The 26,029-nt window shown below is 69.6% G+C and carries 22 protein-coding genes; 12 read left to right on the forward strand and 10 right to left on the reverse strand.

Translation table 11 applies throughout. From position 1 onward, the window contains the following. The first annotated feature begins 36 nt into the window (after positions 1–36). Together ACVN90_RS13475 and ACVN90_RS13480 are read left to right on the forward strand one after the other, a co-directional pair. The gene (locus ACVN90_RS13475) at positions 37–363 is read left to right on the forward strand and encodes a hypothetical protein (protein ID WP_475098743.1); all 327 of its coding nucleotides are present in this window, start codon (positions 37–39) and stop codon (positions 361–363) included. A gap of 148 nt (positions 364–511) precedes the next feature. Further along, entirely contained in the window at positions 512–1,087 is a 576-nt protein-coding gene (locus tag ACVN90_RS13480; protein ID WP_475098744.1) for a hypothetical protein, read from the forward strand. A 72-nt stretch (positions 1,088–1,159) separates the two neighbouring features. Here the strand turns inward: ACVN90_RS13480 and ACVN90_RS13485 are convergent, their stop codons facing one another. Then, positions 1,160–2,083, reverse strand: a complete 924-nt coding sequence (locus ACVN90_RS13485; protein ID WP_475098745.1) for a LysR family transcriptional regulator — start codon at positions 2,081–2,083, stop codon at positions 1,160–1,162. 77 nt (positions 2,084–2,160) lie between these two features. On the opposite strand from ACVN90_RS13485, the gene ACVN90_RS13490 reads away from it, so the two are divergent. Both ACVN90_RS13490 and ACVN90_RS13495 read left to right on the forward strand, forming a co-directional pair. After that, entirely contained in the window at positions 2,161–3,894 is a 1,734-nt protein-coding gene (locus ACVN90_RS13490) for an L-aspartate oxidase (protein ID WP_475098746.1), read from the forward strand. Between the two features lie 109 nt (positions 3,895–4,003). Further along, a complete protein-coding gene (locus ACVN90_RS13495) occupies positions 4,004–4,333 on the forward strand; it encodes a hypothetical protein (protein WP_475098747.1) in 330 nt (109 codons plus the stop codon). Between the two features lie 8 nt (positions 4,334–4,341). Here ACVN90_RS13495 and ACVN90_RS13500 read toward each other — a convergent pair whose 3' ends face one another. From ACVN90_RS13500 to ACVN90_RS13515, 4 genes are all read right to left on the reverse strand, one after another. After that, positions 4,342–7,743, reverse strand: a complete 3,402-nt coding sequence (locus ACVN90_RS13500; RefSeq protein WP_475098748.1) for an error-prone DNA polymerase — start codon at positions 7,741–7,743, stop codon at positions 4,342–4,344. A gap of 12 nt (positions 7,744–7,755) precedes the next feature. Next, positions 7,756–9,465 (reverse strand): DNA polymerase Y family protein, encoded by a 1,710-nt coding sequence (locus ACVN90_RS13505; RefSeq protein WP_475098749.1) that lies wholly within the window; start codon positions 9,463–9,465, stop codon positions 7,756–7,758. Position 9,466: 1 nt separating this feature from the next. Next, the gene (locus ACVN90_RS13510) at positions 9,467–10,270 is read right to left on the reverse strand and encodes a hypothetical protein (RefSeq protein WP_475098750.1); all 804 of its coding nucleotides are present in this window, start codon (positions 10,268–10,270) and stop codon (positions 9,467–9,469) included. Between the two features lie 70 nt (positions 10,271–10,340). Further along, positions 10,341–11,240, reverse strand: coding sequence for an EamA family transporter (locus ACVN90_RS13515; protein ID WP_475098751.1), 900 nt, complete (start codon positions 11,238–11,240; stop codon positions 10,341–10,343). A gap of 40 nt (positions 11,241–11,280) precedes the next feature. Between ACVN90_RS13515 and ACVN90_RS13520 the strand changes: the two genes are divergently transcribed. Beyond that, the gene (locus ACVN90_RS13520) at positions 11,281–11,805 is read left to right on the forward strand and encodes a MarR family winged helix-turn-helix transcriptional regulator (protein ID WP_475098752.1); all 525 of its coding nucleotides are present in this window, start codon (positions 11,281–11,283) and stop codon (positions 11,803–11,805) included. A gap of 26 nt (positions 11,806–11,831) precedes the next feature. Here the strand turns inward: ACVN90_RS13520 and ACVN90_RS13525 are convergent, their stop codons facing one another. From ACVN90_RS13525 to ACVN90_RS13540, 4 genes are all read right to left on the reverse strand, one after another. Beyond that, a complete protein-coding gene (locus tag ACVN90_RS13525) occupies positions 11,832–12,329 on the reverse strand; it encodes an HNH endonuclease (RefSeq protein WP_475098753.1) in 498 nt (165 codons plus the stop codon). 363 nt (positions 12,330–12,692) lie between these two features. Continuing rightward, positions 12,693–13,616 carry a M23 family metallopeptidase gene (locus ACVN90_RS13530; protein ID WP_475098754.1) on the reverse strand — a complete coding sequence of 308 codons (924 nt, stop codon included), beginning with the start codon at positions 13,614–13,616 and terminating at the stop codon, positions 12,693–12,695. A gap of 313 nt (positions 13,617–13,929) precedes the next feature. Continuing rightward, positions 13,930–14,631 carry an iron-dependent transcriptional repressor DtxR gene (locus ACVN90_RS13535; RefSeq protein ID WP_475098755.1) on the reverse strand — a complete coding sequence of 234 codons (702 nt, stop codon included), beginning with the start codon at positions 14,629–14,631 and terminating at the stop codon, positions 13,930–13,932. Between the two features lie 308 nt (positions 14,632–14,939). After that, entirely contained in the window at positions 14,940–15,773 is an 834-nt protein-coding gene (locus ACVN90_RS13540; protein WP_475098756.1) for an endonuclease domain-containing protein, read from the reverse strand. 437 nt (positions 15,774–16,210) lie between these two features. Here ACVN90_RS13540 and serC point away from each other — a divergent pair, with 437 nt between their 5' ends. Beyond that, a complete protein-coding gene (serC, locus tag ACVN90_RS13545) occupies positions 16,211–17,326 on the forward strand; it encodes a phosphoserine transaminase (RefSeq protein WP_475098757.1) in 1,116 nt (371 codons plus the stop codon). Here serC and ACVN90_RS13550 read toward each other — a convergent pair. Then, positions 17,302–17,976, reverse strand: a complete 675-nt coding sequence (locus ACVN90_RS13550; protein WP_475098758.1) for a TetR/AcrR family transcriptional regulator — start codon at positions 17,974–17,976, stop codon at positions 17,302–17,304. The genes serC and ACVN90_RS13550 overlap by 25 nt on opposite strands. 201 nt (positions 17,977–18,177) lie before the next feature. Between ACVN90_RS13550 and ACVN90_RS13555 the strand changes: the two genes are divergently transcribed. From ACVN90_RS13555 to ACVN90_RS13580, 6 genes are all read left to right on the forward strand, one after another. Further along, entirely contained in the window at positions 18,178–19,824 is a 1,647-nt protein-coding gene (locus ACVN90_RS13555) for an ABC transporter substrate-binding protein (RefSeq protein ID WP_475098759.1), read from the forward strand. Positions 19,825–19,900: 76 nt separating this feature from the next. After that, the gene (locus ACVN90_RS13560; RefSeq protein ID WP_475098760.1) at positions 19,901–20,725 is read left to right on the forward strand and encodes an ABC transporter ATP-binding protein; all 825 of its coding nucleotides are present in this window, start codon (positions 19,901–19,903) and stop codon (positions 20,723–20,725) included. Beyond that, on the forward strand, positions 20,722–21,531 hold the full coding sequence (locus ACVN90_RS13565) for an ABC transporter ATP-binding protein (RefSeq protein ID WP_475098761.1): 810 nt from the start codon (positions 20,722–20,724) through the stop codon (positions 21,529–21,531). The genes ACVN90_RS13560 and ACVN90_RS13565 overlap by 4 nt, the downstream gene beginning before the upstream one ends. Continuing rightward, positions 21,528–22,607 (forward strand): ABC transporter permease, encoded by a 1,080-nt coding sequence (locus ACVN90_RS13570; protein WP_475098762.1) that lies wholly within the window; start codon positions 21,528–21,530, stop codon positions 22,605–22,607. The genes ACVN90_RS13565 and ACVN90_RS13570 overlap by 4 nt, the downstream gene beginning before the upstream one ends. Positions 22,608–22,609: 2 nt before the next feature. Then, positions 22,610–23,662: an ABC transporter permease gene (locus ACVN90_RS13575; RefSeq protein ID WP_475098763.1), complete on the forward strand. Its 1,053-nt coding sequence runs from the start codon at positions 22,610–22,612 to the stop codon at positions 23,660–23,662. Further along, positions 23,659–26,016, forward strand: coding sequence for an exo-beta-d-1,3/1,6-glucosidase (locus tag ACVN90_RS13580; protein ID WP_475098764.1), 2,358 nt, complete (start codon positions 23,659–23,661; stop codon positions 26,014–26,016). The genes ACVN90_RS13575 and ACVN90_RS13580 overlap by 4 nt, the downstream gene beginning before the upstream one ends. Positions 26,017–26,029 lie beyond the last annotated feature (13 nt).

Raw genomic sequence — 26,029 nt, forward strand, 5'->3', positions numbered from 1 at the left:
CGACCCCATGGCGGCGCCACGTGCTGTGATGGAGAGGTGACCACGCCGGAGAACGCGCTCTCGCTCACCATCATCGGCACCCCTGACTTCAGCAGCGAGGTGCTGAAAGCCCTGTACCGCATCACGGGGCGCTCCACCGTCGAGCTGCGCCGCGCGATCCGCGCCGGCGAGCCCGTCTACACCGCGGCGCTGTTCGGCAACGACCACATCCAGGTCGTGCCCCGGCTCGAGAAGACCGTCGAACTCCTCGAGCGTCTCGGCGTCCCATTCATCGTCCACGAGTGGGTCGACGGCGAGCGCGAGCAGATCTCGATCGAGGTCATGAGGCAGATCATCGAGTCTGCCGAGGGCGAATACCGCTGACGCTCACCACCGATCGCCCGGCTTCCTGCGCGAGGGACAGTATCCCGCGACACCCGATCGCAAGGCGCGTTCAGCCCACGGTCTGCCGCCGTTTGGCACGGATGCACTACTCTGCACGTCACACGGATCGACGCCGGAGAGGACCGGGATGACAGCGACACCCGCGCCCGACGCCGCCAGGAAGGCGCGTTCGCGATATCGCGGCATCGGCATCGTGCTCATCGGCATGAGCGGCGCGATCTGGTGGCCGGCGTTCACGCTCGGCGCGTGGCACACCTTATTCTTCGACCAACTCCTGACGGTGTGGGTGATCGCGACGGCGGGGTTCGTCGTGGTCCTGATCCAGCCCGCGCGGCCACGGGTCAAGGTCGGTCGCTCCCTCGCGCTCGTCATCCCCTCGCTGTGGCTGGCGCTGTCGTTCACGAGCGCTCCCGCCGCGGACGACCTCTGGGGCAACCTGTTCGATGTGCTCGCGGTCATCGTCGGCGTCGCGGGCATCCCCTTCACTCTGTGGGTGGTCGTGCGCACCGTGTGGCCCGACGTGATCGCCGACTACTCCCCCGTCGCCAGACTCGGCATCTTCGCGATCGTCGCCGCGATCGCCGCCGCGTCGTTCGTGCTGGGGCTCAACCAGAACCGGTTCCTCACGTGCGAGGACTTCACGCTCAGCGGCAATTCCGAGCCGCCGGGCTGCGTCCACGTCGACGACTCCCCGAACCCCTGACGCGTCTGCGGTCGGGCCATTCGATCACGGATGCCGCGGCCCGCAGCATCCGTCACGATCCAGGTCTCGCGATCAGGCGAGCCGCATGGTCGCCTGCAGCCCTGTGGCGAGCGCGGCGGCGGTGCGCACGATCGTCTGCTGCATCACCTCGACCGCGGACGTCGGAGCCATGTCGGTGACGCGCGCGATGCTGATGGTGCGCGTCAGGGTCGGGTGCGAGAGGCGCACGGACCGCAGCCCCGAGCGCTCGATGAGCACCATCGCGGGCACGATCGCGACTCCGATCCCCCGCTCCACGAAGCGGAGCACCGCATCCATCTCCGCCCCTTCGATGACCGTGTGCGGCGTCAGGCCCGCCGCCGCGAACGCGGCATCGGTCGTGGCGCGCAGGTCGTAGGTCGAGCTGAAGACGACCTGCGGCAGCGCGGCCACATCATCGAGGCCGATGCTGCGTCGTGTGGTGAGCGGCGGTGCGCTGCTCGAGGAGATGACGACGAGCTCCTCGACGAGCAGCGGAGTGACGGTGAATCTCTCGGCGGATGCCGCGTCCGACGTCGTGATCAGCGCGAGGTCGAGCTCGCCTCCGCCCAGATCGTCGAGCAGGCCACGCGACCCGCTCTCGGTGATGTGCAGCTCGATTCCGGGATGCGCGGCGTGGAACACGCTCAGCACTTCGGCGACGAGGCTGATGCAGAGCGTGGGCGTGGCACCGAGCCGGACGCGCCCGCGCCGGAGACCGGCCAGCTCGTCCAGTTCGCGGCGAACGGATGCTGCGTCGGCGAGCATCCGCCGGGCAAGGGGCAGCAGCGACTCGCCGGCGACGGTCAGCGTGCTGCCTGCGCGAGCGCGGTGGAACAGCTCTGCGCCGAGGCTGTGCTCGAGGGTCGAGATCTGGCGGCTCAGCGACGGCTGGGCGAGGTGGAGGTGCTCGGCGGCGCGGGTGAAATTGCCCAACTGAGCCACGGTGACGAACGCGCGCAGCTGTTCGAGATTCATTCGAATAGCCTATTGCTATCGATTTAACAATGATTATGCATTGGAGTAATCGACGTGAAGTGCCTAGCGTGTCTGACGTGATCCCCTCAGAACGCCAGCTCTCCACCACCGTCCTCGTGATCGGCACCGGCGGTTCCGGTCTTCGCGCGGCCATCGAACTCGCCGAAGCCGGCGTCGACGTCGTCGCCCTGGGCAAGCGCCCGAAGTCGGACGCCCACACCTCGCTCGCCGCCGGCGGCATCAACGCCGCCCTCGGCACCATGGATGCCGACGACAGCTGGCAGCAGCACGCCGCCGACACGCTGAAGGAGAGCTACCTGCTCGCCAACCCGCACACCGTCCAGATCGTCACGTCGGGCGCCGCGCGCGGGATCGAAGACCTCGAGCGATACGGCATGCCCTTCGCGCGGGAGGACGACGGCCGCATCTCGCAGCGCTTCTTCGGCGCTCACACGTACCGCCGTACCGCCTTCGCGGGCGACTACACGGGACTCGAGATCCAGCGCACGCTGATCAACCGCGCCGCACAGCTGCAGGTGCCCATCCTCGACACCGTCTACGTGACGCGCATCCTCGTGAACGACGATGGCGCAGTGTTCGGCGCCTACGGCTTCGACCTCGAGGACGGCACGCGCTACCTCATCCACGCCGACGCGGTGATCCTCGCCGCCGGCGGACACAACCGCATCTGGCGGCGCACATCGTCGCGGCGCGACGAGAACACCGGCGACTCGTTCCGCCTCGCGGTGGAGGCGGGCGGCCGGTTGCGCGATCCGGAACTCGTGCAGTTCCACCCGAGCGGCATCATCGAGCCCGAGAACGCGGCCGGCACGCTCATCTCCGAGGCGGCACGCGGCGAGGGCGGCATCCTGCGCAATGGCCTCGGCGAGCGCTTCATGCACAAGTACGATCCCGAGCGCCTCGAGCTGTCGACCCGTGACCGCGTCGCCCTGGCGTGCTACACCGAGATCAAGGAAGGCCGCGGCACCCCGAACGGCGGCGTCTGGCTGGACGTCTCGCATCTCCCGCGCGAGACGATCATGACGCGCCTCCCCCGCGTCTACCAGACGATGCTCGAGTTGCAGATGCTCGACATCACGAAGGAGCCGATCGAGATCGCTCCGACCGCGCACTACTCGATGGGCGGCGTCTGGGTGCGTTCGTCGGACCACTCCACCGACGTGCCAGGGCTCTACGCCATCGGTGAGGCATCTTCCGGGCTGCACGGCGCCAACCGCCTCGGCGGCAACTCGCTCATCGAGCTGCTGGTGTTCGGTCGCATCGTCGGACAGGCCGCTGCCGCGTACTCTGCGGCTCTGCCCGCGCAGACGCGCTCGGCGTCGGCCGTCGCGACCGCGCGCGCGGAGATCGACGACCTGCTCGCAGCATCCGGCACCGAGAACGTCCGGGCGCTGCAGCGGGCCATCCGTGACACGATGACCGAACACGCCGGCGTCGTGCGCGACGAGCAGGGGCTTCTCGCCGGCCTCGCCGAGCTCGACGTGATCGAGGCGCGGATGGCCGATATCGGCGTGCACCCCGACATCGCGGGCTTCCACGATCTCGCGCACGCGTTCGATCTGAAGTCGGCGGCACTCGCTGCGCGCGCGACCCTCGAAGCGGCGCTCGAGCGGCGAGAGACCCGCGGCTGCCACAACCGCAGCGACTACCCCGACACCGACGCCGACCTGCAGGTGAACCTGGTGTGGTCGCCCTCGACCGGTGTCGTCCGGGAGCAGATTCCACCGATCCCCGCCGACATCGCCGCGCTCATGCGCGAGGTGTCGGTCGTCGGGAAACTGGTCGAGTAGCGTGACACACCTCCAAAAGCCCAGACCACATCGGTGTCGGGTTGTAGCCCCTTCGTCGCCGGGCTGCAACCCCCGAGACCGACGGCGAGTCCTCCAGTAGAAAGGAGTCGTGAAGCGGGTGATCTACGCGGGAAGCGAGTTCGTGACGGGGGACGACATCGCCGCCGCGCTGCTCGGCTGCGGCCAGGCGCTCGCCGAGGCGGGTGAGGCCGAGGCGGTGACGGTCCCGACGAGGGAGCCGGACGGCTCCGTGAGTGAGGTGACGGTGCTCATCGGTCCTGCCAGCCAGATGGTCGCGCGTGACGCCCACGACGACAATGGGGAGATCGTGGATGAGGCTGCGATCGAGCGGATGAGTGCGATCCAGCGACGTCTGCACCCGATCGCCACCGTCGACCCCGCCCCATCGACCGAGGTCGACTGGGAAGACGAGATCTGACGGCATCGTCAGCGGAAGTCCCTCGCACGGTGCTGCACGCCGACGCGGAGATCTTCGAACGCGTCGGCGATGAGGTTCGTCACCCCCTCGGCCGAGCGCTCGAGCATGCCGCGCGCGATGAGCGCCGGGGAGTCGCGCACGATGCGGCGGTAGCGGTTCCAGACGCCGAGCGAGCACACGATGTTGACGAGACCATGTTCGTCTTCGAGGTTGAGGAACGTGATTCCGGATGCTGTCGCCGGGCGCTGCCGGTGGGTCACGAGGCCCGCGACCTCGACGCGGCGGCCGACCTCGTGGCTGCGCAGCTCGCGGGACGTCAGGACGCCGCGCGCGTCGAGCCCGGAGCGGTAGTGGCTGATCGGGTGGTCGTCGGTCGAGATGCCCGTCGCCCACAGGTCGGCGGCGAGGCGCTCGTAGCTGGTGGGGTCGGTGAACAGCGGCGGCTGCACCGCGATGAGGGAGTCCGGCAGGAACTCGGGGCGGTCCTGCGCCGCCGACCCGGCGAGCCAGATCGCCTCGCGCCTGCTGAGCCCGAGACACTCGAACGCCCCCGCGGTGGCGAGCGCCTCGACCTGGACCGCGGTGATGCTGGTTCGCCGCACGAGATCGCGGAGGTCGCGGAACAGCCCGCCAGCCTCGCGTGCGGCGACGATGCGCTGCGCGACCGTCGCGCCGATTCCCTTCACCCCGGCGAGCCCCAGCCGCACAGCGAACCTTCCGTCGCGGCGGTGCGCGGCGGATTCGTCGGGCGCATCGATGTCGAAGAGCCCGACGGGCGGCTGACGCCGCTCGAGGCAGGTATCCAGACCGGTCGGCGGGGAAGAGGTCGAAGCGCCGACGACGGCCTCGAGCACGGCCTCGACACCCGAGAGGTGCAGGTCGGGGCGGCGCACCTCCACGCCGTGGTGGCGCGCATCGCCCACGAGCGTCGCGGGCGAGTAGAAGCCCATCGGCTGCGCCCGCAGCAGCCCCGCGAGGAACGCCGCCGGATAGTGCAGCTTGATCCACGAGCTGGCGTACACGAGCAGCGCGAACGACAGCGAGTGCGACTCGGCGAAGCCGAAGTTCGCGAAGGCCTGGATCTTGGCGTAGATCGCGTCGGCCTCTTCGCCCACCAGGTCGTTCTCGGCCATGCCGGCGTACAGCTTCTTCTTCAACGAGTCGATGCGCTCGATCCCCCGCTTGGACCCCATGGCCCGTCGCAACAGGTCGGCGTCCTCACCGGTGAGCCCGCCGACGGCCATGCCCATCTGCATAAGCTGCTCCTGGAATACCGGGATGCCGAGCGTGCGCTCCAGCACCGAAACCAGCTTGGGGTGCGGGTAGGTCACCTTCTCCTTGCCGAGCTTGCGCTTGACGAACGGGTGCACCGCGCCGCCCTGGATGGGACCAGGGCGGATGAGCGCGATCTCGATCACGAGGTCGTAGAACCGACGCGGCTGCAGGCGCGGGAGCAGGCCCATCTGCGCGCGCGACTCGACCTGGAACACCCCGATCGAATCGGCCCGGCACAGCATGTCGTAGACCGCCTTCTCCTCCTTTGGGAGGGTCGACAGCTCCCAGTCCTCCCCGGTCGAAGCGCGGATCATGTCGAAGCAGTACTGCAGGGCGGCGAGCATTCCGAGGCCCAGCAGGTCGAACTTCACGAGGCCCATCCAGGCTGAGTCGTCCTTGTCCCATTGGATCACCGTGCGGTTCTCCATACGTGCGTGCTCGATCGGCACGACCTCGCCCACCGGGCGGTCGGTGAGCACCATGCCCCCGGAGTGGATGCCGAGATGCCGCGGCGCCTTGAGCAGTTCGGAGGCGAACTCCAGCACCTGATCGGGGATGTCGTGGCCGGCGCCGGTCTCGAGGAGGGCTCCCCAGCCCTCGATCTGCTTCGACCAGGCGTCCTGCTGGCCGGGCGAATGCCCCAGTGCCTTCGCCATATCGCGCACGGCGTTCTTGGGCCGGTACTGGATGACGTTCGCGACCTGTGCCGCGCGGTCGCGCCCGTACTCCCGGTACACCCATTGGATGACCTCTTCACGGCGGTCGGAGTCGAAGTCGACGTCGATGTCGGGCTCCTCCTCGCGCAGGCTCGACAGGAACCGCTCGAACGGCAGGTCGTACGCGATCGCGTCGACGGCGGTGATGTCGAGCAGGTAGCAGATGGCGCTGTTGGCGGCGGACCCGCGCCCCTGACAGAGGATGCCCTGACTCCGTGCGAACTGCACGATGCCGTGGACGATCAGGAAGTACCCCGGGAAGTCCTTCATCTCGATGACCCCCAGCTCCTTCTCGATGCGCGCCCGGTCGTCCTCCGTGAGGTCGGGGTACTTGCGCGGCACCGCCTCCCACACCAGGTGCCGCAGCCACGACATCGGCGTATGCCCGTCGGGAACCTTCTGCTTCGGGAGCGCCGGCTTCGCCTTGCGCAGCGGGAAGGCGAGCTCGTCGGCGAGCGTCACGGTGCGGGCGACGGCATCCGGGAACCGCACGAACCGCTCCGCCATCTCGGCCCCCGACCGCAGGTGCGCACCGGCGTGCGCGGGCAGCCAGCCGTCGAGCTCGTCGAGACCGCGGTTCGCGCGCACGGCGGCGACCGCCGCGGCCAGCAGCTGCCGCTTCGGCACGGCGTAGTGGACGTTGTTGGTCGCGAGCAGCGGCAGGCCCCGCTCCCGCGCGAGCCCGACGAGCACGTCGTTATCGCGGGTGTCGAGCGGATTGCCGTGGTCGATGAGCTCGACGTGCACGTTGTCTTTCCCGAACAGCGTCACAAGGCTGTCGAGTTCGCCGGCCGCCGCGTCGGGGCTCTCGGCGAGCGCGCGGCGCACGGCGCCCTTGCGGCATCCGGTGAGCACCGCCCACTCCCCTGCCGCCTGCGCGGCGAGCTCCTCGAGGTCGTAGACCGGCCGGCCCTTCTCGGCGCCCTGCAGCTGGGCGTGGGTGATCGCGCCCGCCAGCCGGTGATACCCCTCCTCGCCGCGGGCGAGCACCAGCAGGTGCGCCCCGACCGGATCGGCCTCGCCGTTCTGCGGCTTCGGCAGCTCGAGCGACAGCTCGGCGCCGAACACGGTCTTGAGCTGAAGCGACTCGGCGGCCTCGGCGAACCGGACGATTCCGTAGAACCCGTCGTGGTCTGTGACAGCGAGGGCGTGCAGCCCCAGCCGCTCCGCCTCTTCGGCGAGCTCTTCCGGCGAGGAGGCTCCGTCGAGGAACGAGTACGACGAGTGCGCGTGCAGCTCGGCGTACGGAATCGCATCGGCCGGGCGCTCGATCTCGGGCGCGACGTACGGCCCCCGCTTGTGCGACCACGCAGGGCTGTCGCCGCCGTCCGCGCCGACCGGCGGTGCGTCGGGCCTGCGACGGCCACTCAGCACGCGCTCCATCTCGGACCACGGCACACCCGGGTTGTTGAAGCCCATCAGCCCGACTTCTCAGTCATAGGTCGCCTCCGCCGTCCAGGCGTCGCCGTCGCACACCAGCAGCCACGCGGACCCGTCAGCGTCGACGACCTGGAACCGGTGCGCACGGCGCGAGCGCGCAGCATCCCATCCGCGTTCCACCACCGGCCACGGCCCCGCCCACGCCTCGATCGCGCGCCGACGGCCGCTCTCGATGAAGAGCGCAGGCACGGCCGACACGTTGCCCCGCTCATCGACGTCGACCAGCTCGCCGCCGAGCGCCCGCACGTCGACCGGCACCGGATCGGCGAACACCGTCGTGGGCAACGGGTCGGGGAGGCTCCCCGGCCACGGGCGCCCGCGCTGCGCCGCGAGGCCGCCGGTGCCGGTCGCCTTTCGATCGCGTTCGTCCTTGTCGCCCCAGGGCACGAGCACCTGTCGCTCCGCCAGCCACCTGCCGCCGCCGATGGCGGGCGTCAGCACGCCGCGGTGCCCGAGCATCGCCTGCACGCGCGACAGCGCGTGGTGCACCCGCTCTTCGGGTCCGCCGCCGAACAGCGCCGGAGCGTGATGGGATGCCGCGTCCACCGCCTCCGGCGAGATCCGCACGAGCGTCACCCCGCTACGCAGCCCGCCCCCGGCCGCATCGGCGGCGCCGACGTCTTCTGCGAGCTGCCACCGCACCCGGTCGACGACGGCCGCGGGGTCGAACGAGCCGGGGTGCAGCCACACCCTCTCGCTGCGCTCCCCGCGGTCGCCGACGAGCTCGACCCGCAGCTCGGTGCAGACGAGGTCGACCGCGCCGAGCCCCGCGACGAAGTCGTCGGCGGTGACGCGCATGGCGAACGCCACCTGGTCGGCGATCTCGAGGGGCGGCTCGAACGCGACCTCGCGCTGCAGCTCGGGTGGAGGCGTACGCGGCTGCACCGGTCGCGAGTCGCGCCCCGCCGCCAGCGCGTGGAGCCGGACGCCCCGCTCGCCGAACCGCTCGCGCACGCGATCGGTCGGCATCTCGGCGAAGCCGCCGAGGGTCTGCACGCCCAGCCGGGCGAGCAGGCCCACGAGGTCCGTCGCCTCTTTCGCACCCGCCGCGCCGGTGCCGAGCATCGCGGACGCGTCGAGCACCGAGACCGGCAGCGGTGCGAGGAAGCCTGCCGCACCGCCGGCGGGCACGGCGAAGACCGGATCGGCGGCGCTCGTGCCGCCCCGCGCCGCCTGCTCCGCGGTGAACGGGCCGTCGGCGATGCCGATCCGCACTGCGTCGAGCCCGGCGTCGCGCAGGGTGCCGATCAGCATGCGGGCGGCCTCGATCTCGCCGCCGTAGTACCGCGCCGGACCGCGGGCGCGCAGCGCGCACAGCCCCGGCCGCACCAGCTGCACGCCGGGCGCCTTCTCTTCGATCAGCGACACGATCGGAGCGAACGCACGATGATCGCGGGCGGCGTCGGCGTTCACCAGCGTCAGCCCGGGGCACCGCGCCTGGGCATCGCGCCGGCGCTGCCCGCGGCGAACCCCCTCCGCGCGCGCGGACGATGAGCACGCGACCACGAGGTTGCGCTCCACGACGGCGATCGGGGGCTTGGCCTCGTTCTTCCCTTGCGCCGCAGGCGTCCGGGCGCCCGGCCGCTCCCCGACCGCTTCTTCCGACTCCGCCGCGGCCGCGCCCGCCTCCCGCTCGAGGGCCGTGACCGGCCAGTCGGGGAACCACAGCACGAGGCTCCGCACCGGCGTGTCCGTCGGCATGTCACCCCACCGCCCTGATCAGCTGCGGGAAGGACTCCGCAGATTCCGCAGGCAGCGCCTCGACGGGGCGCATGCGCTCGGGCGCGGCGGAGACGTGCCCCGCAGCATCCGGAAGCATCACGCGAGCGCGGCGCGACCGCGGCCAGCGCCGACTGGACGACGTGAGCGTCACCTCCCGCCCGGAGAGGTAGCCGTGTCCGCGACCGACGCCCTCCCACGTCGGATCGCCCACCTCGATCACAGCCTCGGCCTGCGGCCAGGGCCCTTGCACGAGCAGCACCGCGCCGCGATCGCGCAGCCGTGCCGCCAGGCGGGAGATCTCGCCGTCGGCCGCTCGCCCCGACGGGCGCACCGCGACCACCGGCAGCACCTCGGCGACGGTCGAGGTCACTGCGAGCCAGCGTGCGCCCGGATCGGGGATGAGCACGAGCCGCGACAGATCGACCCCCAGGCCCTCGGCCGCCTCGGCGCCGAGCCGCGGCATGCCGATCACACCGCACCACGCCCCCGCCTGCGACGGCTGGGCCAAGAGCGCCAGCAGCACCGACGTCGACCGCGGCAGGGAGTAGGCGGAACCCGGACGCAGACCGCCCCCGGGAAGCAGTGAGGCGAGTGCGGGATGCACCGGAAGCACCGGCGCATCGAGACGCCGGCCCTGCACCCGCTCGACCTGAGCCCGCAGCTGCGCAACGGTGCCTTGTGACGACGTGCCCATCGACGACGCACCCAGAGAAGACGTGCCCGTCGGCGCCTGGCCGACGGCCTCGTGCACGTGGTGTGCCGTGAGCTGCACGATCGCCCTCATTCCCACATTCTAGAACTAATGTTCTAGTCCTTCAACCGCTGGGAACGAGCGTAGTACCGGGTTCCGACAATTATGTTCGAGACTGCAAGACCAACGGCGTCGCACCCAGGCCCGGAGCCCGTCGCGCCGGAGCCGCACCCAGCATGATTCCGACGAGCACGAGGCCGACCCCGACGACCTGCGGCACCCCGAACGCCTCCCCCGCGACGGCCACGCCGAGCACGACGCCGGTGACCGGATTGAGCAGTCCGACCACCCCGACCACCCCGGGCGACAGGCGCCTGAGCCCCGCGAACCACGCGACATACGCGAGCGCGGTGGCGATGAGCGTGAGGTACGCGAAGCCGAGCGCCGACGGCGCGGTGAGCACCGGCGGCGCCCCTTCGACGAGCAGCGCCGCCGGCAGCAGCACGATCGATCCGGCGACGAGCTGCCACGCCGTCATCGACACCGCGGGGACGCCCGAGCCCCACCTCGCCGTGAGCACGAACCCGATCGACGACGCCACCATCGCGCCGAGCGATGCGGCGATGCCCCACGGATCGGCACCCTCCGCATCGAAGCCCAGCATCACCGCCACACCGACGAGACCCACCGTCGCCCCCACGACGGCGGCCAGTCGCGGCCGGCGATGCAGCAGCAGCCACGCGAACAGCAGCATGCACGCGGCGGAGGCCGACATCAGCGTCGCAGCGAGGCTCGACGGCAGCCGCTGCCCGGCGACATACACCAGCACGAAGAAGCCGCCGACATTCAGTGTGCCGAGCACGAGAGAGCGCCACCACCACGACCCGCGCGGAAGACAGCGGGCGAGGAGCAGCACGATGAGCCCGGCCGGCAGCGCCCGCAGCACACCGCCCCACAGCGGGGACTCCGCAGGCAGCAGGCTGCGCGTGACGACATAGCCGCTCCCCCAGGCAATCGGGGCGATCGCCGTCACCACGATCCACATCCATCGCTTATCTTCCATGGAAGATACTTTATCTTACCGGGAAGATAAGATGGGTCGCATGGCCGCCGACGACCGCTCCCCGCACGACGAACCGCTCGACCGCGTCGCCGAGATCCAAGAGGAGTGGCGCCGCGAGCGCCCCGACCTCGACCCCTCACCGCAGGGAGTGATCGGGCGCCTGCACCTCGTCGCGCTCGAACTCACCGAGCGACTCGTCGCGGTCTACGGCGAGTTCGACCTCAGCGAGGGAGAGTTCGACGTGCTCGCCACTCTCCGCCGCGCGGGATCGCCCTTCGAGCGCGCCGCCGGCGAACTCGCCGACCACACCCTCGTCACCACCGGCGGACTCACCAAGCGCGTCGACCGCCTCGCAGCCCGAGGACTCGTCGAGCGGCGGGTCGAGGCATCCGACGCCCGAAAGCGCCTGGTGCGACTAACCCCGGAGGGTCGTAACCTCATCGACCGCGCCATCGCCGCGCATCTCACGAACGAGCGCCGCATTCTGGACGAGCTCGGGACGATGGATGCTGCGGCCCTCGAGCCGATCCTCACGCGCTGGCTCCGCGTGCTCGACGAGCGCTGACGCTCACTCAGCACACGATCGCGGTGTCACGCCGCCAGGGCGAGATACGGCTCCCACCGCGGGTCGGTGCGCTCGGTGCCGCGGACCGTCCACTGCGCGCCGCGCGGCGGGTGCGGCGTGAACCGCAGCTCCCAGTGCATCTCCTGCGGCGTGCGATCGCTTTTGATGTTGTTGCAGCGCAGGCAGCACGCGACGAGGTTCTCCCACGAGTCGGCGCCGCCGCGCGAACGGGGAAGCACGTGGTCGATCGTCGACGCAGCCTTGCCGCAGTAGGCGCAGTGGTGGTTGTCGCGACGCAGCACGCCCCGCCGGGTCACCGGCACATGGCGACCGCCCGGTACCCGCACGTAGCGGGTCAGGATGATCACGGCCGGCCGTTCGTACGATCGTCGGGTCCCCCACACCGGATCGGTTTCGGTGTGTTCCACCACGGTGGCCTTCTCGTTCATCACGAGCACGAGCGCCCGCTTGAACGACACGATCGCGAGGGGCTCGTAGCCCGCGTTCAGCACCAGAGTGCGCATTGATCATCCTCTCGAATGGCCGGGACGGCTTCTCGGTTATTCGACTTGCGCGACGATCAAGGGCGCAGGGGCATGAAAAAGGCGCTGTCTACAGACAGCGCCTTGGCGCCACGGCAGTGCCGCGGCATCCGCTCGTGCAATGCCGAAGGACGAGGCGTCCAAGCGCATCCATGGTTCGGATGCGTGGTGTGCAGCCCATCGGCTCCCTCCGCTCTCTCAGCGTCGAGTCCCAGGGTAACCCACTGCGACACGCCCGGGGCGCGCGACGATTGAACGATCGATGGCGTGTCGGGTAACGAAAAAGCGAACGGATGCCTCGACCCGAGGCATCCGTTCGCTTCTGTGATTGCAGAGGGGGGCGTATCAGCCCGCGTTGGCCTGCAGCCATGCCCACGGGTCGACCACCGAGCCGTTGATGTGGACTTCGAAGTGCAGGTGGCACGCGGTCGAGCTGCCGGTGCTGCCGACGAGGCCGATCAACTGGCCCGCCGAGACCGACTGACCGACCGACACCTGGCGGCTGCCATACGTCATGTGGCCGTACAGCGTGTTGACCTGCTGGCCGCCGATCACATGGTCGATCGAGATGCCGACGCCGTAGCCGCCGTAGCTCTCCTGCGAGACCTTGACCACGCCGGCCGCCGCCGCGTAGATGGGCGTGCCGCACGACGTCAGGAGGTCGACGCCCTGGTGGTAGCCCGAGTCCCAGAGCCCGCGGCCCTTGGTGAAGTTGAGGAGAGGCCAGCGCACCTCGCCGGTTCCGGGCGACGTGAGGGCGATGTTCGTGGGGACCGTGGACCGCGACTTCGCGGCCGATGCGGCAGCCGCCGCGATCTGGCGTGCGCGCTCGGCAGCGGCCTCCTCGGCCTTCTTCTTCTCGATCTCTTCCGCGGTGGTGGCCGCGTAGCTCTCGCGCGACAGCTCGCTGGCGTTCGCGTCGGATGCCGCGACGAACGTCTGCGCATCGTCGACGGCCATCTGCTGGATCGTCTTGGAATCCTCCGCCACGGCGGTGGCACCGGCAGCGAACGCCGGGATCGCGACCGTGGCGACCAGACCGCCCACCATCGTCAGCACCACGAGGCTGCGCAGCGGCTTCAGCACGCGGCCCTTCTTCGACGAGCTCGGCGATGCGGCGGGACGGGTTTCCGCCCGGGCCGCGGTCGGCTTCGAGGGCGCGACGGCGCGGGATCGTCGCACGGGGTTCTTCCGGATGCGCGCACGACGGTTCTGGTCCGCCGCGGCGTGCTCGGGCACGTTCGCGTGCGACTCGATCTCTTCAGCCAAACTTGTCCTCCGGCGCCTCTGCGCCGGGGCGCCTGGCTCGTCAGCACTCGATGTCGGGGCACGACGTGCGGGCTTCACCACATGTGGACGACGAGCCGGTGAGGCAATCCACGCGGGGTCCGGACGGCGGGCTTCTCGCCTGTTGGACTTTTCGAGGCTACCCGAAGGTCACGGTTATGTCACGCTCCGCGCCTGGCAATCTCCGCACAGTGCGTCATCGACGCTCGCGGAATGCGGCATCCGGCGTCGCCGAAAGGCTCTCGACGCCCGGAAACAGCGTCGAGCCCGTCCCATTCGGCGGAACGCGCCGAACTCAGCGGACCTCGTCGACGAGGAAGATGTGCGACGCGATCTCGACCGGGAGCTCCAGGCCCTCGTCGCTGCCCTGCATCTGCACGAGTACGTAGCCCTCGTTGTAGCGGTAGTCGCCGACGGCACCCGGGACGACGCCCGCGCCCTTCAGCTGCTGCAGCAGCTCGGGGTCGACCTGCGCGGGCTCGGCGAGGCGGCGCACGGTACCGGTGATGGGCTCGCCCGCGTCGTTGAGCCGCCGCACCAGACCCACCACGCCCTGCTCGAAGCCCGTGGTCGGCAGGTCGCCGAGCTGGTCGAGACCGGGGATCGGGTTGCCGTAGGGCGACTCGGTGGGGTGGCCGAGCAGCTCGACGAGGCGGCGCTCGACCTGCTCGCTCATCACGTGCTCCCAGCGGCACGCCTCTTCGTGGACGTAGGCCCAGTCCAGGCCGATGACGTCGGACAGCAGTCGCTCGGCGAGCCGGTGCTTGCGCATGACGTCGACGGCCTTCTGCCGGCCGGCGTCGGTGAGCTCGAGGGTGCGGTCCTCCGAGACGACGACGAGCCCGTCGCGCTCCATACGACCGATCGTCTGCGACACCGTCGGGCCCGAGTGACCCAGACGCTCCGAGATGCGCGCCCGCAGCGGCACGATGTTCTCCTCCTCGAGCTCGAGGATCGTGCGCAGGTACATCTCAGTGGTGTCGATCAGATCGGTCATCGCGGTGTCCTCAGCGGTCTCAAGGGGCTGAGGACAGCCTATCCTCTGCTCCCGACGCCGAGGCCGGGCCTGCGACCCATGGGTCTCAGCCGCGGCATCTCGCCGATTCGCGATCGCGGCAGCATCTGGCTGCGCAGGGCCGCAGCATCCGTCCGCTCCCACTTCCCACTCCCCCACTCCCTGAACGGCGCAGCTCAACAGGTCAACCGGGGCGCTGCCTGAGCCGATCTCCGGATCGCATCCTGCGCAAGCCCGGTTGACCTGTCGATGAGGGGACGGATGCTGCCACACCCGGCATCCACGCAGGCTCAGGAGGCCCGATCCAGGCCCTGCGCCACAGCGCGCATCACCAGGTCCTGCACTTCGTGCCAGCGCTCGATCACCTGCGCGTAGGTCACTCGGATAACGTGGTAGCCGAGAAGCATCAGCGCCGCGTCATGGGCCACGTCCTCGGCGCGCTGCGCGCCGACGTGATGGCCTCCGTCGATCTGCACGACCAGACGGTCCCCGATGAGGAAGTCGGCTCGATGCCCCTGAATCCAGATCTGATAGTAGATCGGGAGCGAAAGCCACCGCAGACGCGTGCGGAAGATCGACTCGAGCCCCGAGTCCGCGAACGGAGTCGCCTCCTCCAGCAACCCGCGGACGGACTGGACCAGGGGCAGGCGCGCAAGCTCTGCCTTCTCGACGAGTCGAAGGTTGAGGGCGGACTCCCACACCGCGAGCGCGCTTTCATACGGCTGGCATCGCGCGATGATGAGGAGCGTGTTCAGGATGCTGTCCTCCAGCGTTCCCGGAGCTCGCGGCTCGACCGGCCGAGCCCAGTGCACGGTCGCTTTCTTGTTCGTCAGCTTCAGCCGCGACGCGCTCTGCGGCGCGCCGACATGCGGACCGTCCTCGGCGAGTACCCACAGCCCCAAGCGCTTCGCCCGCGTGATGCAGGTGAGCACCACGCCTGCCCTCGCGGCCGCCATGAGGTAGGGATCGGCGTCCGGAATCGCCACCCATCCCCGCCGCGGCCTGATGACAAGGCCCGCGGCCATCGCGCACTCGATCGCGTAGCCGCTGATCCCCGCCTTCATGAGCGCCGTCCTGAGCGCGACGCCGCCATGTGCCTCCAGCTCCGTCATGAGATCCGCCATCCCCGAATGGTCTCGGCTCCGTCGCGCGAGACACCGCGATACTCGGCACGATCACGACAACTCGCGTGCGCAGCATCCGTCCGTCCCCCTGTGGAGGAGACTCGACAGGTCAACCGGGGTTCAACACGAGCCGATCTCCGATCGCATCCTGCGCAAGCCCGGTTGACCTGTGGAAGAGGACGGATGCCGCGCACCCGACGCTCCTCCTCAGCAACGGTGGCAGCGGCAGCAGCGGCACACCCTTGCCTCCTGACTACCCGCTGCTCACCGTGCTCGACAGGTCAACCGGGGTTCTGCATGAGCCGACCCCCGGATCGCATCCTGCGCAAGCCCGGTTGACCTGTCGAAGAGGGCGGAAACTGCGCCACTCACAAGCCCGGGTGTCACGACGTGTCACGCGGGCGGGGCGGCGGCGCGCGCGTCTCTAGAATCGACGCATGGCACACGTCCTCCTGCCCCGTGAGATCCTGCCCACCGACGGACGCTTCGGCTGCGGCCCGTCGAAGATCGCGCCCGCGCACATCGAAGCGCTCGCGGGCCCCGGATCGGCGCTGCTCGGGACCTCGCACCGCCAGGCGCCGGTCAAGGACCTCGTCGGCCAGGTGCGCGCAGAGCTCGGCCAGCTGTTCCGCCTGCCGCACGGGTACGAGGTCATCCTCGGCAACGGCGGGTCGACGGCGTTCTGGGATGCGGCTGCCTTCGGCCTGATCGAGAAGCGCAGCCAGAACCTCGTGTTCGGCGAGTTCGGCGGCAAGTTCGCCGCCGCGGCGAAGACGCCGTGGCTCGAGGCGCCCGACGTCCGCAAGGCCGAGCCGGGCACCCGCACCGTCGCCGAGGCGGTCGAGGGCGTCGACGTGTACGCCTGGACCCACAACGAGACCTCGACCGGTGTCGCGACCCCCATCGCACGTGTGCACGGCGACGACGGCGCCCTGACCGTCATCGACGCGACGAGCGCGGCGGGCGGCATCGACTTCTCGGTGCATGAGGCCGACGTCTACTACTTCGCACCGCAGAAGAACCTCGGCTCTGACGGCGGACTGTGGTTCGCCCTCGTGTCGCCGGCCGCGATCGAGCGCATCGAGCGCGTCGCAGCGTCGGGTCGCTACATCCCCGAGTTCCTGAGTCTCAAGAACGCGCTCGACAACTCACGCCTCAACCAGACCCTCAACACCCCGGCGCTGGCGACGCTGTTCCTCCTCGACAAGCAGCTCGACTGGATCCTGTCCTCGGGGGGTCTGCAGTGGGCCGACGCCCGCACGCGCGAGTCGTCGCAGGCGCTGTACGACTGGGCCGAGGCATCCACCTTCGCGACTCCGTTCGTCGCCGACCCCGCCGACCGGTCCCCCGTCGTCGTCACGATCGACTTCGACGAGACGGTGGATGCTGCGGCCGTGGCGAAGAGCCTCCGCGCCAACGGCATCGTCGACACCGAGCCGTACCGCAAGCTCGGCCGCAACCAGCTGCGCATCGCGACGTTCGTATCGATCGACCCGGACGACGTGCGTCAGCTCATCCGCTGCATCGACTACACGGTCGAGGGACTGGGCTGAGCCCCTTCGTCGGCCCCGTCCGCAAGCGGTGACGGCGTCGGCGACAGCACCGCCGACACGAGCGCCTCGATGGCGAACTCCGACGCGCGTGCGAGGTGGACGGCGGTGGGATCGAGCAGCCACTGCACCTGCAGTCCGTCCATCACCGCGAGGATGCTCGTCGACGCGTTGGCGATCGTCTCGGGTGCCGTGATGCCGCGCTCGGCGCACACCACCTCGAAGGCGTGGGCGACCTCCGACCGCAGCGTCCGGTAGCGCTTCTCGAAGAAGTCGCGGCCCGGGTGGTCGTCGGTGACCGACTCGGCCGAGAGCACCGCGTACGCCTGCACGATCCCCGCCCGACGCTCGTTGACGAAGGCCGTGCGAACGAGGTGTCGGAAGAGCGGCATGCCGTCGGGGATGTGCTGTTCCTCCAAATCGGCGACGTCGGTCTCGTCGCGGTGCTGGAGGACTTCGATGAGCAGCTGGTCCTTCGAGCCGAAATGATGCAGGATCCCGGCGTGGGTCATGCCCACCTGGTCGGCGATCTCCTGCAGCGTGCCCCCCGCGAACCCTTTGCTGCCGAAGATCTCGACCGCGGCGTCGAGGATGTCGCGCCTACGGGCGAGCGTCTCGGGCCGCGAACGCGGCTGCCGGCGTTGTGCGGTCATCGATACGCGCCCCCTTCTTCGTCGGCGTCTCGGATGCGTCGTCGCCGGCGCGTGTGAGTCTACGCACGGCCTGCCCGTACGTTCCGGAACACCATACTTGCAGAAGTTACTTACTTGATTGTAAGTTGATGCGGCAATCACCCTGACGCCGTCGTCATCCCCCCGGGAGACACGATGTCGTGCTCACATCAAGGAGAAGCAATGAGGCTCAGAACATCCCTCGCCGCCGTCGGAGTCGCCGCGGCGCTGGTGCTCACCGGCTGCGCCGGCGGCAGCGGCGAAGACGCCGGCGGAGCGGCGCTCACCATCGCCAAGCCCGACGGCGCGATCACCACCGAGTCGAACAACCCGTACCTCGGCGACTCGTCGGCTTCGAAGTACGGCTACGGCAAGGTCATCTTCGAGTCCCTCGCCCTCGTCAACCCGACCGGCGACCTCGGCACCACCCCCTGGCTCGCCGAGTCCGTCGAATGGAACGACGACTACACGCAGCTCACCGCCGTCGCACGCAGCGGCGTGAAGTGGAGCGACGGCGAGGACTTCACGGCCGACGACATCGCCTTCTCGTACAACCAGGTCCTCGACGGCAAGCTCAACGACACCAACGCGCTCGATCTGAAGAGCGTCGGCGTCGACGGCGACACCGTCACGATCGACTTCAACAGCTCGAAGTACACCCAGCAGGCGCGTGTGCTCCATTTCCAGATCGTGCCCGAGCACATCTGGAAGGACATCGAGGACCCGAACACCGACCCGGTCACCGGTGAGGGACAGGCCGTCGGCACCGGTCCGTACACGCTCGACTCGTGGACGACCGAGTCGGTCACCCTCGCCGCGAACCTCGACTACTGGGGCGGCGAACTGTCGGTGCCCGAGCTGCACTACGTCTCGTATGGCGACAACGCGGCTCTGACCACCGCCCTCGCAACCGGCGAGGCCGACTGGGCGCAGGCGTTCATCCCGCAGATCGAGGACAGCTACCTGTCGGCCGATCCCGACAACACCTTCCTCGCGTCGCCCACGGCCGGCGCGGGCACGCTGTTCATGAACCTGCAGACCAAGCCGTTCAACGACCCCGCACTCCGTCAGGCGCTGGCCTGGACGATCGACCGTCAGGCCTACGTCGACATCGCGCGTGAAGGTGCGAGCGAGGCGATCTGGAGCGTGACCGGTCTCGGTTCGCTCCTCGAGGACGAGATCATCCCCGAGTACGCCGGCCAGAACTACGAGGTCGACATCGACAAGGCGCGTCAGATCCTGACGGACGCCGGCTACACCTGGGAGCGCGAGAACCTCGTCGACCCCGACGGCGAGGCCGTCACGTTCTCGATCTCGGTCCCCGCGGGCTGGAGCGATTGGAACACCGAGCAGGCGCTCATCGCCGAGGAGCTCAAGGAGGGCCTCGGCATCGAGGTCAAGGTCGACCAGCCGGACTGGGGCGGCTGGGATGCCGCACGCCAGGAGGGCACGTTCCAGGCGATCATCCACTGGCTCGAGGACACGGGCAACGCGTACGGCCTGTACACGTCGGCGATGGACCCGAAGTGGATCGTCGACGGCAAGGCGGCCTTCAACTTCGGACGCTTCGACGACCCCGCCGTCACCGACGCGCTGAACACCTACGCGAACGCGTCGTCCGACGCCGACCGTGACGCCGCCATCGCGGTGATCGAGAAGGCGTTCGTCGAGAACGTCCCCGTCATCCCGCTGGGTGCGCACCCGCTCCTGGGCGAGTTCAACACCCGCAACTACGTCGGCTGGCCGTCGGAGGACGACCAGTACGCTTCGGCGGACCCGACGCAGCCGGCGATCGTGCAGATCCTGACCAAGCTGCAGCCCGCCGAATGACACACCGCGGGCGGGGCGGATGCGCACGCATCCGCCCCGCCCGCACGTCACCCCTCACGAAAGCGAACCAGCACCGATGAGAGAATCGCTGCTCTCCGTCCACGACTTCTCGATCGTCTACGACGTCGATCCCCCCGTGAAGGCGGTCAAGAACGTCACCCTCGAACTCCGGCGCGGTGAGATCCTCGGACTCGCCGGCGAGAGCGGGTGCGGCAAGACCACCCTCGCCTACGGCGTTCAGCGCCTTCTCAAGCCCCCGGCCGTGATCACGAGCGGCTCGGTCGTCTTCCACGACGCGAACGGCGAGGACGTCGACATCAACGTCCTCGAGGCCGAGGAGATGCGCCGGTTCCGCTGGGACAAGATCTCGATGGTCTTCCAGGGCGCGATGAACTCGCTGAACCCGGTCGCGACCATCGGGTCCCAACTGGAGGACGTCTTCGAGGTCCACCGCCCCGACATGTCCAGCCGCGAGCGTCGCGCAGCCGTCGTCGAGCTCCTCGAGATCGTCAAAGTCGGCGCGCAGCGCTACCGCTCGTACCCGCACGAACTGTCGGGCGGCATGCGCCAGCGCGTCATGATCGCCATGGCGCTCGCGCTGCGGCCACAGCTCATGGTGATGGACGAGCCGACGACAGCCCTCGACGTGCTCGTGCAGCGCGAGATCCTGCGTCAGATCTCCCACCTGCGCCACGAGTTCGGCTTCTCGGTCATCTTCATCACCCACGACCTGCCGCTTCTCCTCGAGATCAGCGACCGCATCGCGATCATGCGCGAAGGCGAGATCGTCGAGCTCGACACCGCCGAGCGGGTCTGGACCGATCCGCAGGACGAGTACACGCGGACGCTCTTGGCATCCTTCCCCAGACTCACGGGAGAGAGGGGGGTGGTCCACCGATGACCGTCCTCGAATTCGACGCCGTCACCAAGGTGTACTCCGTGCGCGGCGCCGGCCAGATGAAGGCGCTCGACGACGTGAGCTTCACGCTCCGCTCGGGCCAGACGATCGGGCTCGTCGGCCAGTCCGGCAGTGGCAAGTCGACCATCGCCAAGATCCTGACGCAGCTCGAGTCGCCGACGAGCGGCGAGGTCCGCCTCGACGGTCAGCCGATCCCCCGTCGCGGCAAGGGACTGCGCGCCTACCGCCAGCAATTGCGCATGGTCTTCCAGGACCCGTTCGCGTCGCTGAACCCGTACCACACCATCCGCTACGCCATCCAGCGGCCGCTCGAGCTCGACAAGGTCGTGCCCAAGAACCAGCTGGACGAGGAAGTGCGCCGCCTGCTCGGCCGCGTCCGCCTCGATGCCGACGCCGTGATCGACCGCCGGCCGCACGAGCTGTCGGGAGGCCAGCGCCAGCGCGTGGCGATCGCCCGCGCCCTGGCATCCCGCCCGAAGCTGCTCGTGGCCGACGAGCCCGTCTCGATGCTCGACGTGTCGATCCGTCTCGGGGTGCTGAACCTGCTGGCCGACCTGCAGCGCGAACACGGTCTGGGCGTGCTCTACATCACGCACGACCTCGCCACGGCGCGCCACTTCAGCGATGAGGTCCTCGTGCTCAACCAGGGGCGCGTCGTCGAGCGCGGTCCCGCGGACGACGTGATCCTGCGCCCCCAGAACCCGTACACCCAAGAGCTGCGCGCGGCGTCCCCCGATCCGGACTCCTACTTCGCGCACGCAGCCGGCATCCTCGGAGGTGAGAAGTGAGCGCCGTCGCACCCCAGCTTCCGGCCCCGGACTTCGACGCGATCGAGGCGGGCACGACCGCGACGGGCGCCGTCAAGGGCCGCGCGCGCATCCCGTGGCGGTTCCTCGGCAACCGCGCCCTGTTCTATCTGTTCACGCTGTGGGCGGCCATCACGATCAACTTCTTCCTCCCGCGGCTGATGAAGGGCGACGCGGTTGACGCGTACCTCGCGCGCAACCGGAACGTCAGCCCCGAGGCGGCCGAGGCGCTGCGCGCCCTGCTCGGAATGGACACCGACACCTCGCTCTGGCAGCAGTACATCGACTACTGGGGTCTTCTCCTCCGCGGCGACCTCGGCATCTCGCTGCTGCACGGCATGCGGCCGGTGACCGAGGTCGTCGGCCAATCCCTGATCTGGACCGTCGGCCTCGTCGGCTTCGCGACGCTCATCGCGTTCGCGATCGGCACCATCGGGGGCGCGATCGTCGGATGGCGCCGCGGCAGCCGGCTCGACGTCCTCATCCCGATCACCACGTTCTTCAGCACCATCCCCTACTTCTGGCTGGGCCTCTTGGCGATCTCGGTGTTCTCGGTCGCGCTGGGGTGGTTCCCGATCGGCAAGGCCTACGGCGTCGGAGTCTCGCCCGAGTGGTCGTGGGAGTTCGTCGGCGACGTGATCCATCACGGCTTCCTCCCCGCCGCGACGATCGTCATCGCCTCGCTCGGCGGCTGGATGCTGGGCATGCGCAACATGATGCTCACGGTGCTCGACGAGGACTACGTCACCGTCGCGCAGGCCAAGGGCATGCCGAACGACCGCGTGCTCTGGCGCTATGCCGCGCGCAACGCGGTGCTCCCCCAGATCCAGAGCTTCGCGCTCGCGCTCGGCTTCATCGTCGGCGGCACGATCGTGATGGAGGTGGTGTTCAGCTACCCCGGCGTCGGCAAGCTCCTGCTCGACGCCACCAACGCGAAGGACTACGCCCTCATGCAGGGGGTGTTCCTCGTGATCACGATCTCGGTGCTCCTGGCGAACCTCCTCGCGGACGTCGCCTACGCGTTCCTCGACCCGCGCACGCGCCAGACGGAGGCCTGAGCATGAACACGATCGCAAACGACACGACGGCGCAGCGTCCGGCGAGCACGCCGGCGACCGCCCCCGTCCACACACCCGCCGCCACCGCCAAGGCTCCCAAGAAGCCAGGCTTCTGGTCGAAGCTGGGCGCCGCATTCGCGATGTTCCGCAACAAGAAGTCGATCACCGGCCTGTCGATCCTCGGGTTCTTCGTGCTCGTCGCGATCTTCGCCGACGTGCTGGCCCCCTACTCCCCCACGAAGGTCGACAACACCGCGCGCTTCCAGCCGCCGTCGGCGGAGCACTGGCTGGGCACGACGCACATCGGCGAGGATGTGCTGAGCCAGGTCATCCACGGCACGCGCGGCGTCATCGTGGTGGGGTTCCTCGCGGCGATCATCGCCACGGTCATCGCGATCGTCGTCGGCGTGCTGTCGGGCTACCTGCGCGGGTGGCGCAGCGAGGGCCTTTCGGCTCTCACGAACGTCTTCCTCGTGATCCCCGGCATCCCGCTGATCATCATCGTGGCGTCGATGTTCGAGGACCCGCCCCTCATCCTCGTCGCGGGAGTGCTGGGCCTCATCGGCTGGGCATGGGGCGCGCGCGTGCTGCGCGCGCAGACGATGTCGCTGCGCAGCCGCGACTTCGTGCTGGCCGCCAAGGCCAACGGCGAACCCCTGCGGCGGATCATCACGGTCGAGATGCTCCCGAACCTCATGGCGCTCATCGCCGCGAGCTTCGTGGGCACCGTGACGGCGGCGATCATCGGCCTCACGACCCTGTCGTACATCGGGATCATCCCGGTGACGACGTACAACTGGGGCACGATCCTCAACTGGGCGAGCGCGCAGGGTGCGTTCCGCCAGGGCCAGTGGTGGTGGTTCCTGCCTCCGGGTCTGTGCATCGCCGCGATCGGGGTGGCCCTGTCGCTCATCAACTTCGGCATCGACGAGTACGTCAACCCGCGCCTGCGGTCCGCCGGCGAGCGCGCCCGCGCCATGAAGAAGAAGGGCATGAACGTGAACGACACCGTCACGGTCGTGCGCACGAACACGAACACCCAGGAGACCCCGTGACCGACGCCCCACATCACGACGTAGGGCGCCCGGCCTACCTCGACGTCTCGCTTCCGGTCGCCGACCGCATCGCCGACCTTCTCGGCCGCATGACGGTCGAGGAGAAGATCGGCCAGATGCTGCAGCTCGACGCGCGCGACGACCTCGAGGACCAGGTGGTGCGCATGCACGCCGGCTCGATCCTGCATGCGTCGCCCGACAAGGTGCTGCGCGCCCGGGAGCTGACGCTGGGCACGCGACTGCAGATCCCGCTGCTCGTCGGCGAGGACTGCATCCACGGCCACTCCTTCTGGGAGGGCGCCACGATCTACCCGACCCAGCTCGGGATGGCCGCGACCTGGGATGCCGGGCTCGCCGAGCGCGTCGCCCGTGCGACCGCCGTCGAAGTCTCGGCGACCGGCATCCACTGGACCTTCTCGCCCGTGCTCTGCATCACGCGAGACCTCCGCTGGGGCCGCGTCGACGAGACGTTCGGCGAGGACCCCTTCCTCATCGGCGAGCTGGCCTCGGCGATGGTGCGCGGCTACCAGGGCGGCGGCCTCGACGACCCCACCGCGATCCTCGCGACGGCCAAGCACTTCGCCGGGTACTCCGAAACGCAGGGCGGACGCGATGCGAGCGAGGCCGACATCTCGCGCCGCAAGCTCCGTTCGTGGTTCCTGCCCCCGTTCGAGCGGGTGGCGAAGGAGGGATGCCGCACCTTCATGCTCGGCTACCAGACCACCGATGGCGTGCCCATCACGGTCAACGACTGGCTGCTGAACGACGTGCTGCGCGGCGAATGGGGCTACACCGGCACCCTCATCACCGACTGGGACAACGTCGGACGCATGGTGTGGGAGCAGAAGGTGCAGCCCGACTACGCCCACGCCGCCGCGGCCGCGGTGCTCGCGGGCAACGACATGATCATGACGACGCCCGGGTTCTTCCAGGGCGCCCAGGACGCGCTCGCCAAGGGCCTCATGACCGAGGATGCGCTCGATCGCGCCGTCACGCGCATCCTGCTGCTGAAGTTCGAGTTCGGCCTCTTCGAGGATCCGCGCCTCCCCGACCGCGAGCGCATCGCCACGGCGGTCGGCTCCGCCGAGCACACGGCGCTCAACCTCGAGGTCGCGCGCCGCTCGCTGGTGCTGCTGGCCAACGACGGCACGCTGCCGCTCGCGGGCGGGCTCACCGCGGATGAAACCGGACGGGCGGTGGCGGCAGCATCCATGTCCCGTCGTATCGCCGTTGTCGGCCCGCTCGCCGACGACGCGCAGACGCAGCTGGGCGACTGGGCCGGCTCGTCCGGCCAGGTCGACTGGATCCCCGACGGCCACCCGCGCGGGATGATCACGACAGTGCTGGACGGTCTGCGCGCCCACGCCCCCGCGGACTGGGAGATCACGCACGCGCGCGGCGCCGACATCCTCACCCTCGAAGAGGACCCGGAGGGCGCGTTCTTCCCCGACGGGCAGCCCCGCCCGCAGGTGGTCGTGCCGAGCGCACCCGACGCGGACCTCATCGCCGAGGCTGTGGCCGCCGCCGAGGGCGCGGACTACGTCGTCGCCGTGGTGGGCGACCGCATCGAGCTCGTCGGTGAGGGCCGCTCGACGGCGACGCTCGAACTCGTGGGCGGGCAGCTCGCACTCCTCGAGGCGCTGGCGGCGACCGGCACTCCCCTCGTGGTGGTGCTGCTCGCGTCGAAGCCGCACGTGCTCCCGAAGAGCGTGACGGATGCCGCGGCCCTGGTGTGGGCGGCGAACCCCGGCATGCGCGGGGGCCAGGCCGTCGCCGAGCTGCTCCTCGGCCTGATCGAGCCGAGCGGCCGCCTGCCGCTCTCGTTCGCCCGTCACGCCGGCCAGCTGCCGATCTACTACAACCAGATCCGCGGCCAGCACGGCGACCGCTACGCCGACCTCACGCAGAGCCCCGCCTTCGCGTTCGGCGAGGGCCTGTCGTACACGACGGTCGAGTACTCCCACCTGCGCATCGTCGAACCCGAGGTGGGCCGGAGCGACACCGTGCGCGCTCTCGTCGAGCTGCGCAACACGGGCGGTCGGCCCGCGCACGAGATCGTCCAGGTGTACGTCCGCGACAGCGTGACCTCGGTCAGCTGGGCCGACAAGGAGCTCAAGGCATACCGCCACGTCGATCTGCAGCCGGGCGAGACGGCGACGGTCGAGCTGTCGCTTCCCGTCGCGGAGTGCACGATCGTGGATGCTGCGGGCCGCCGCCTCGTCGAAGCAGGCGAGTTCGAGCTGCTCGTGGGGCCGTCGTCCCGCGACGACGTGCTGCGGAGTGCTCGGTTCCACGTCGCCGACGCGGCGGCGCGACCGGCGGCACCCGCCGAGCACGCGGTCGAGCGCCGTTGAGAACCCGAAAGGG

Source organism: Microbacterium sp. F01, assembly GCF_056156365.1.

Bases quoted from the DNA above. Each gene is read 5' to 3' on its own strand.
- ACVN90_RS13480 (WP_475098744.1), top strand. From the start codon at position 512: ATGACAGCGACACCCGCGCCCGACGCCGCCAGGAAGGCGCGTTCGCGA.
- ACVN90_RS13485 (WP_475098745.1), bottom strand. From the start codon at position 2,083: ATGAATCTCGAACAGCTGCGCGCGTTCGTCACCGTGGCTCAGTTGGGC.
- ACVN90_RS13500 (WP_475098748.1), bottom strand. From the start codon at position 7,743: ATGGGCTTCAACAACCCGGGTGTGCCGTGGTCCGAGATGGAGCGCGTG.
- ACVN90_RS13505 (WP_475098749.1), bottom strand. From the start codon at position 9,465: ATGCCGACGGACACGCCGGTGCGGAGCCTCGTGCTGTGGTTCCCCGAC.
- ACVN90_RS13510 (WP_475098750.1), bottom strand. From the start codon at position 10,270: ATGAGGGCGATCGTGCAGCTCACGGCACACCACGTGCACGAGGCCGTC.
- ACVN90_RS13515 (WP_475098751.1), bottom strand. From the start codon at position 11,240: ATGGAAGATAAGCGATGGATGTGGATCGTGGTGACGGCGATCGCCCCG.
- ACVN90_RS13520 (WP_475098752.1), top strand. From the start codon at position 11,281: ATGGCCGCCGACGACCGCTCCCCGCACGACGAACCGCTCGACCGCGTC.
- ACVN90_RS13525 (WP_475098753.1), bottom strand. From the start codon at position 12,329: ATGCGCACTCTGGTGCTGAACGCGGGCTACGAGCCCCTCGCGATCGTG.
- ACVN90_RS13535 (WP_475098755.1), bottom strand. From the start codon at position 14,631: ATGACCGATCTGATCGACACCACTGAGATGTACCTGCGCACGATCCTC.
- ACVN90_RS13540 (WP_475098756.1), bottom strand. From the start codon at position 15,773: ATGGCGGATCTCATGACGGAGCTGGAGGCACATGGCGGCGTCGCGCTC.
- serC (WP_475098757.1), top strand. From the start codon at position 16,211: ATGGCACACGTCCTCCTGCCCCGTGAGATCCTGCCCACCGACGGACGC.
- ACVN90_RS13550 (WP_475098758.1), bottom strand. From the start codon at position 17,976: ATGACCGCACAACGCCGGCAGCCGCGTTCGCGGCCCGAGACGCTCGCC.
- ACVN90_RS13555 (WP_475098759.1), top strand. From the start codon at position 18,178: ATGAGGCTCAGAACATCCCTCGCCGCCGTCGGAGTCGCCGCGGCGCTG.
- ACVN90_RS13560 (WP_475098760.1), top strand. From the start codon at position 19,901: ATGAGAGAATCGCTGCTCTCCGTCCACGACTTCTCGATCGTCTACGAC.
- ACVN90_RS13565 (WP_475098761.1), top strand. From the start codon at position 20,722: ATGACCGTCCTCGAATTCGACGCCGTCACCAAGGTGTACTCCGTGCGC.
- ACVN90_RS13575 (WP_475098763.1), top strand. From the start codon at position 22,610: ATGAACACGATCGCAAACGACACGACGGCGCAGCGTCCGGCGAGCACG.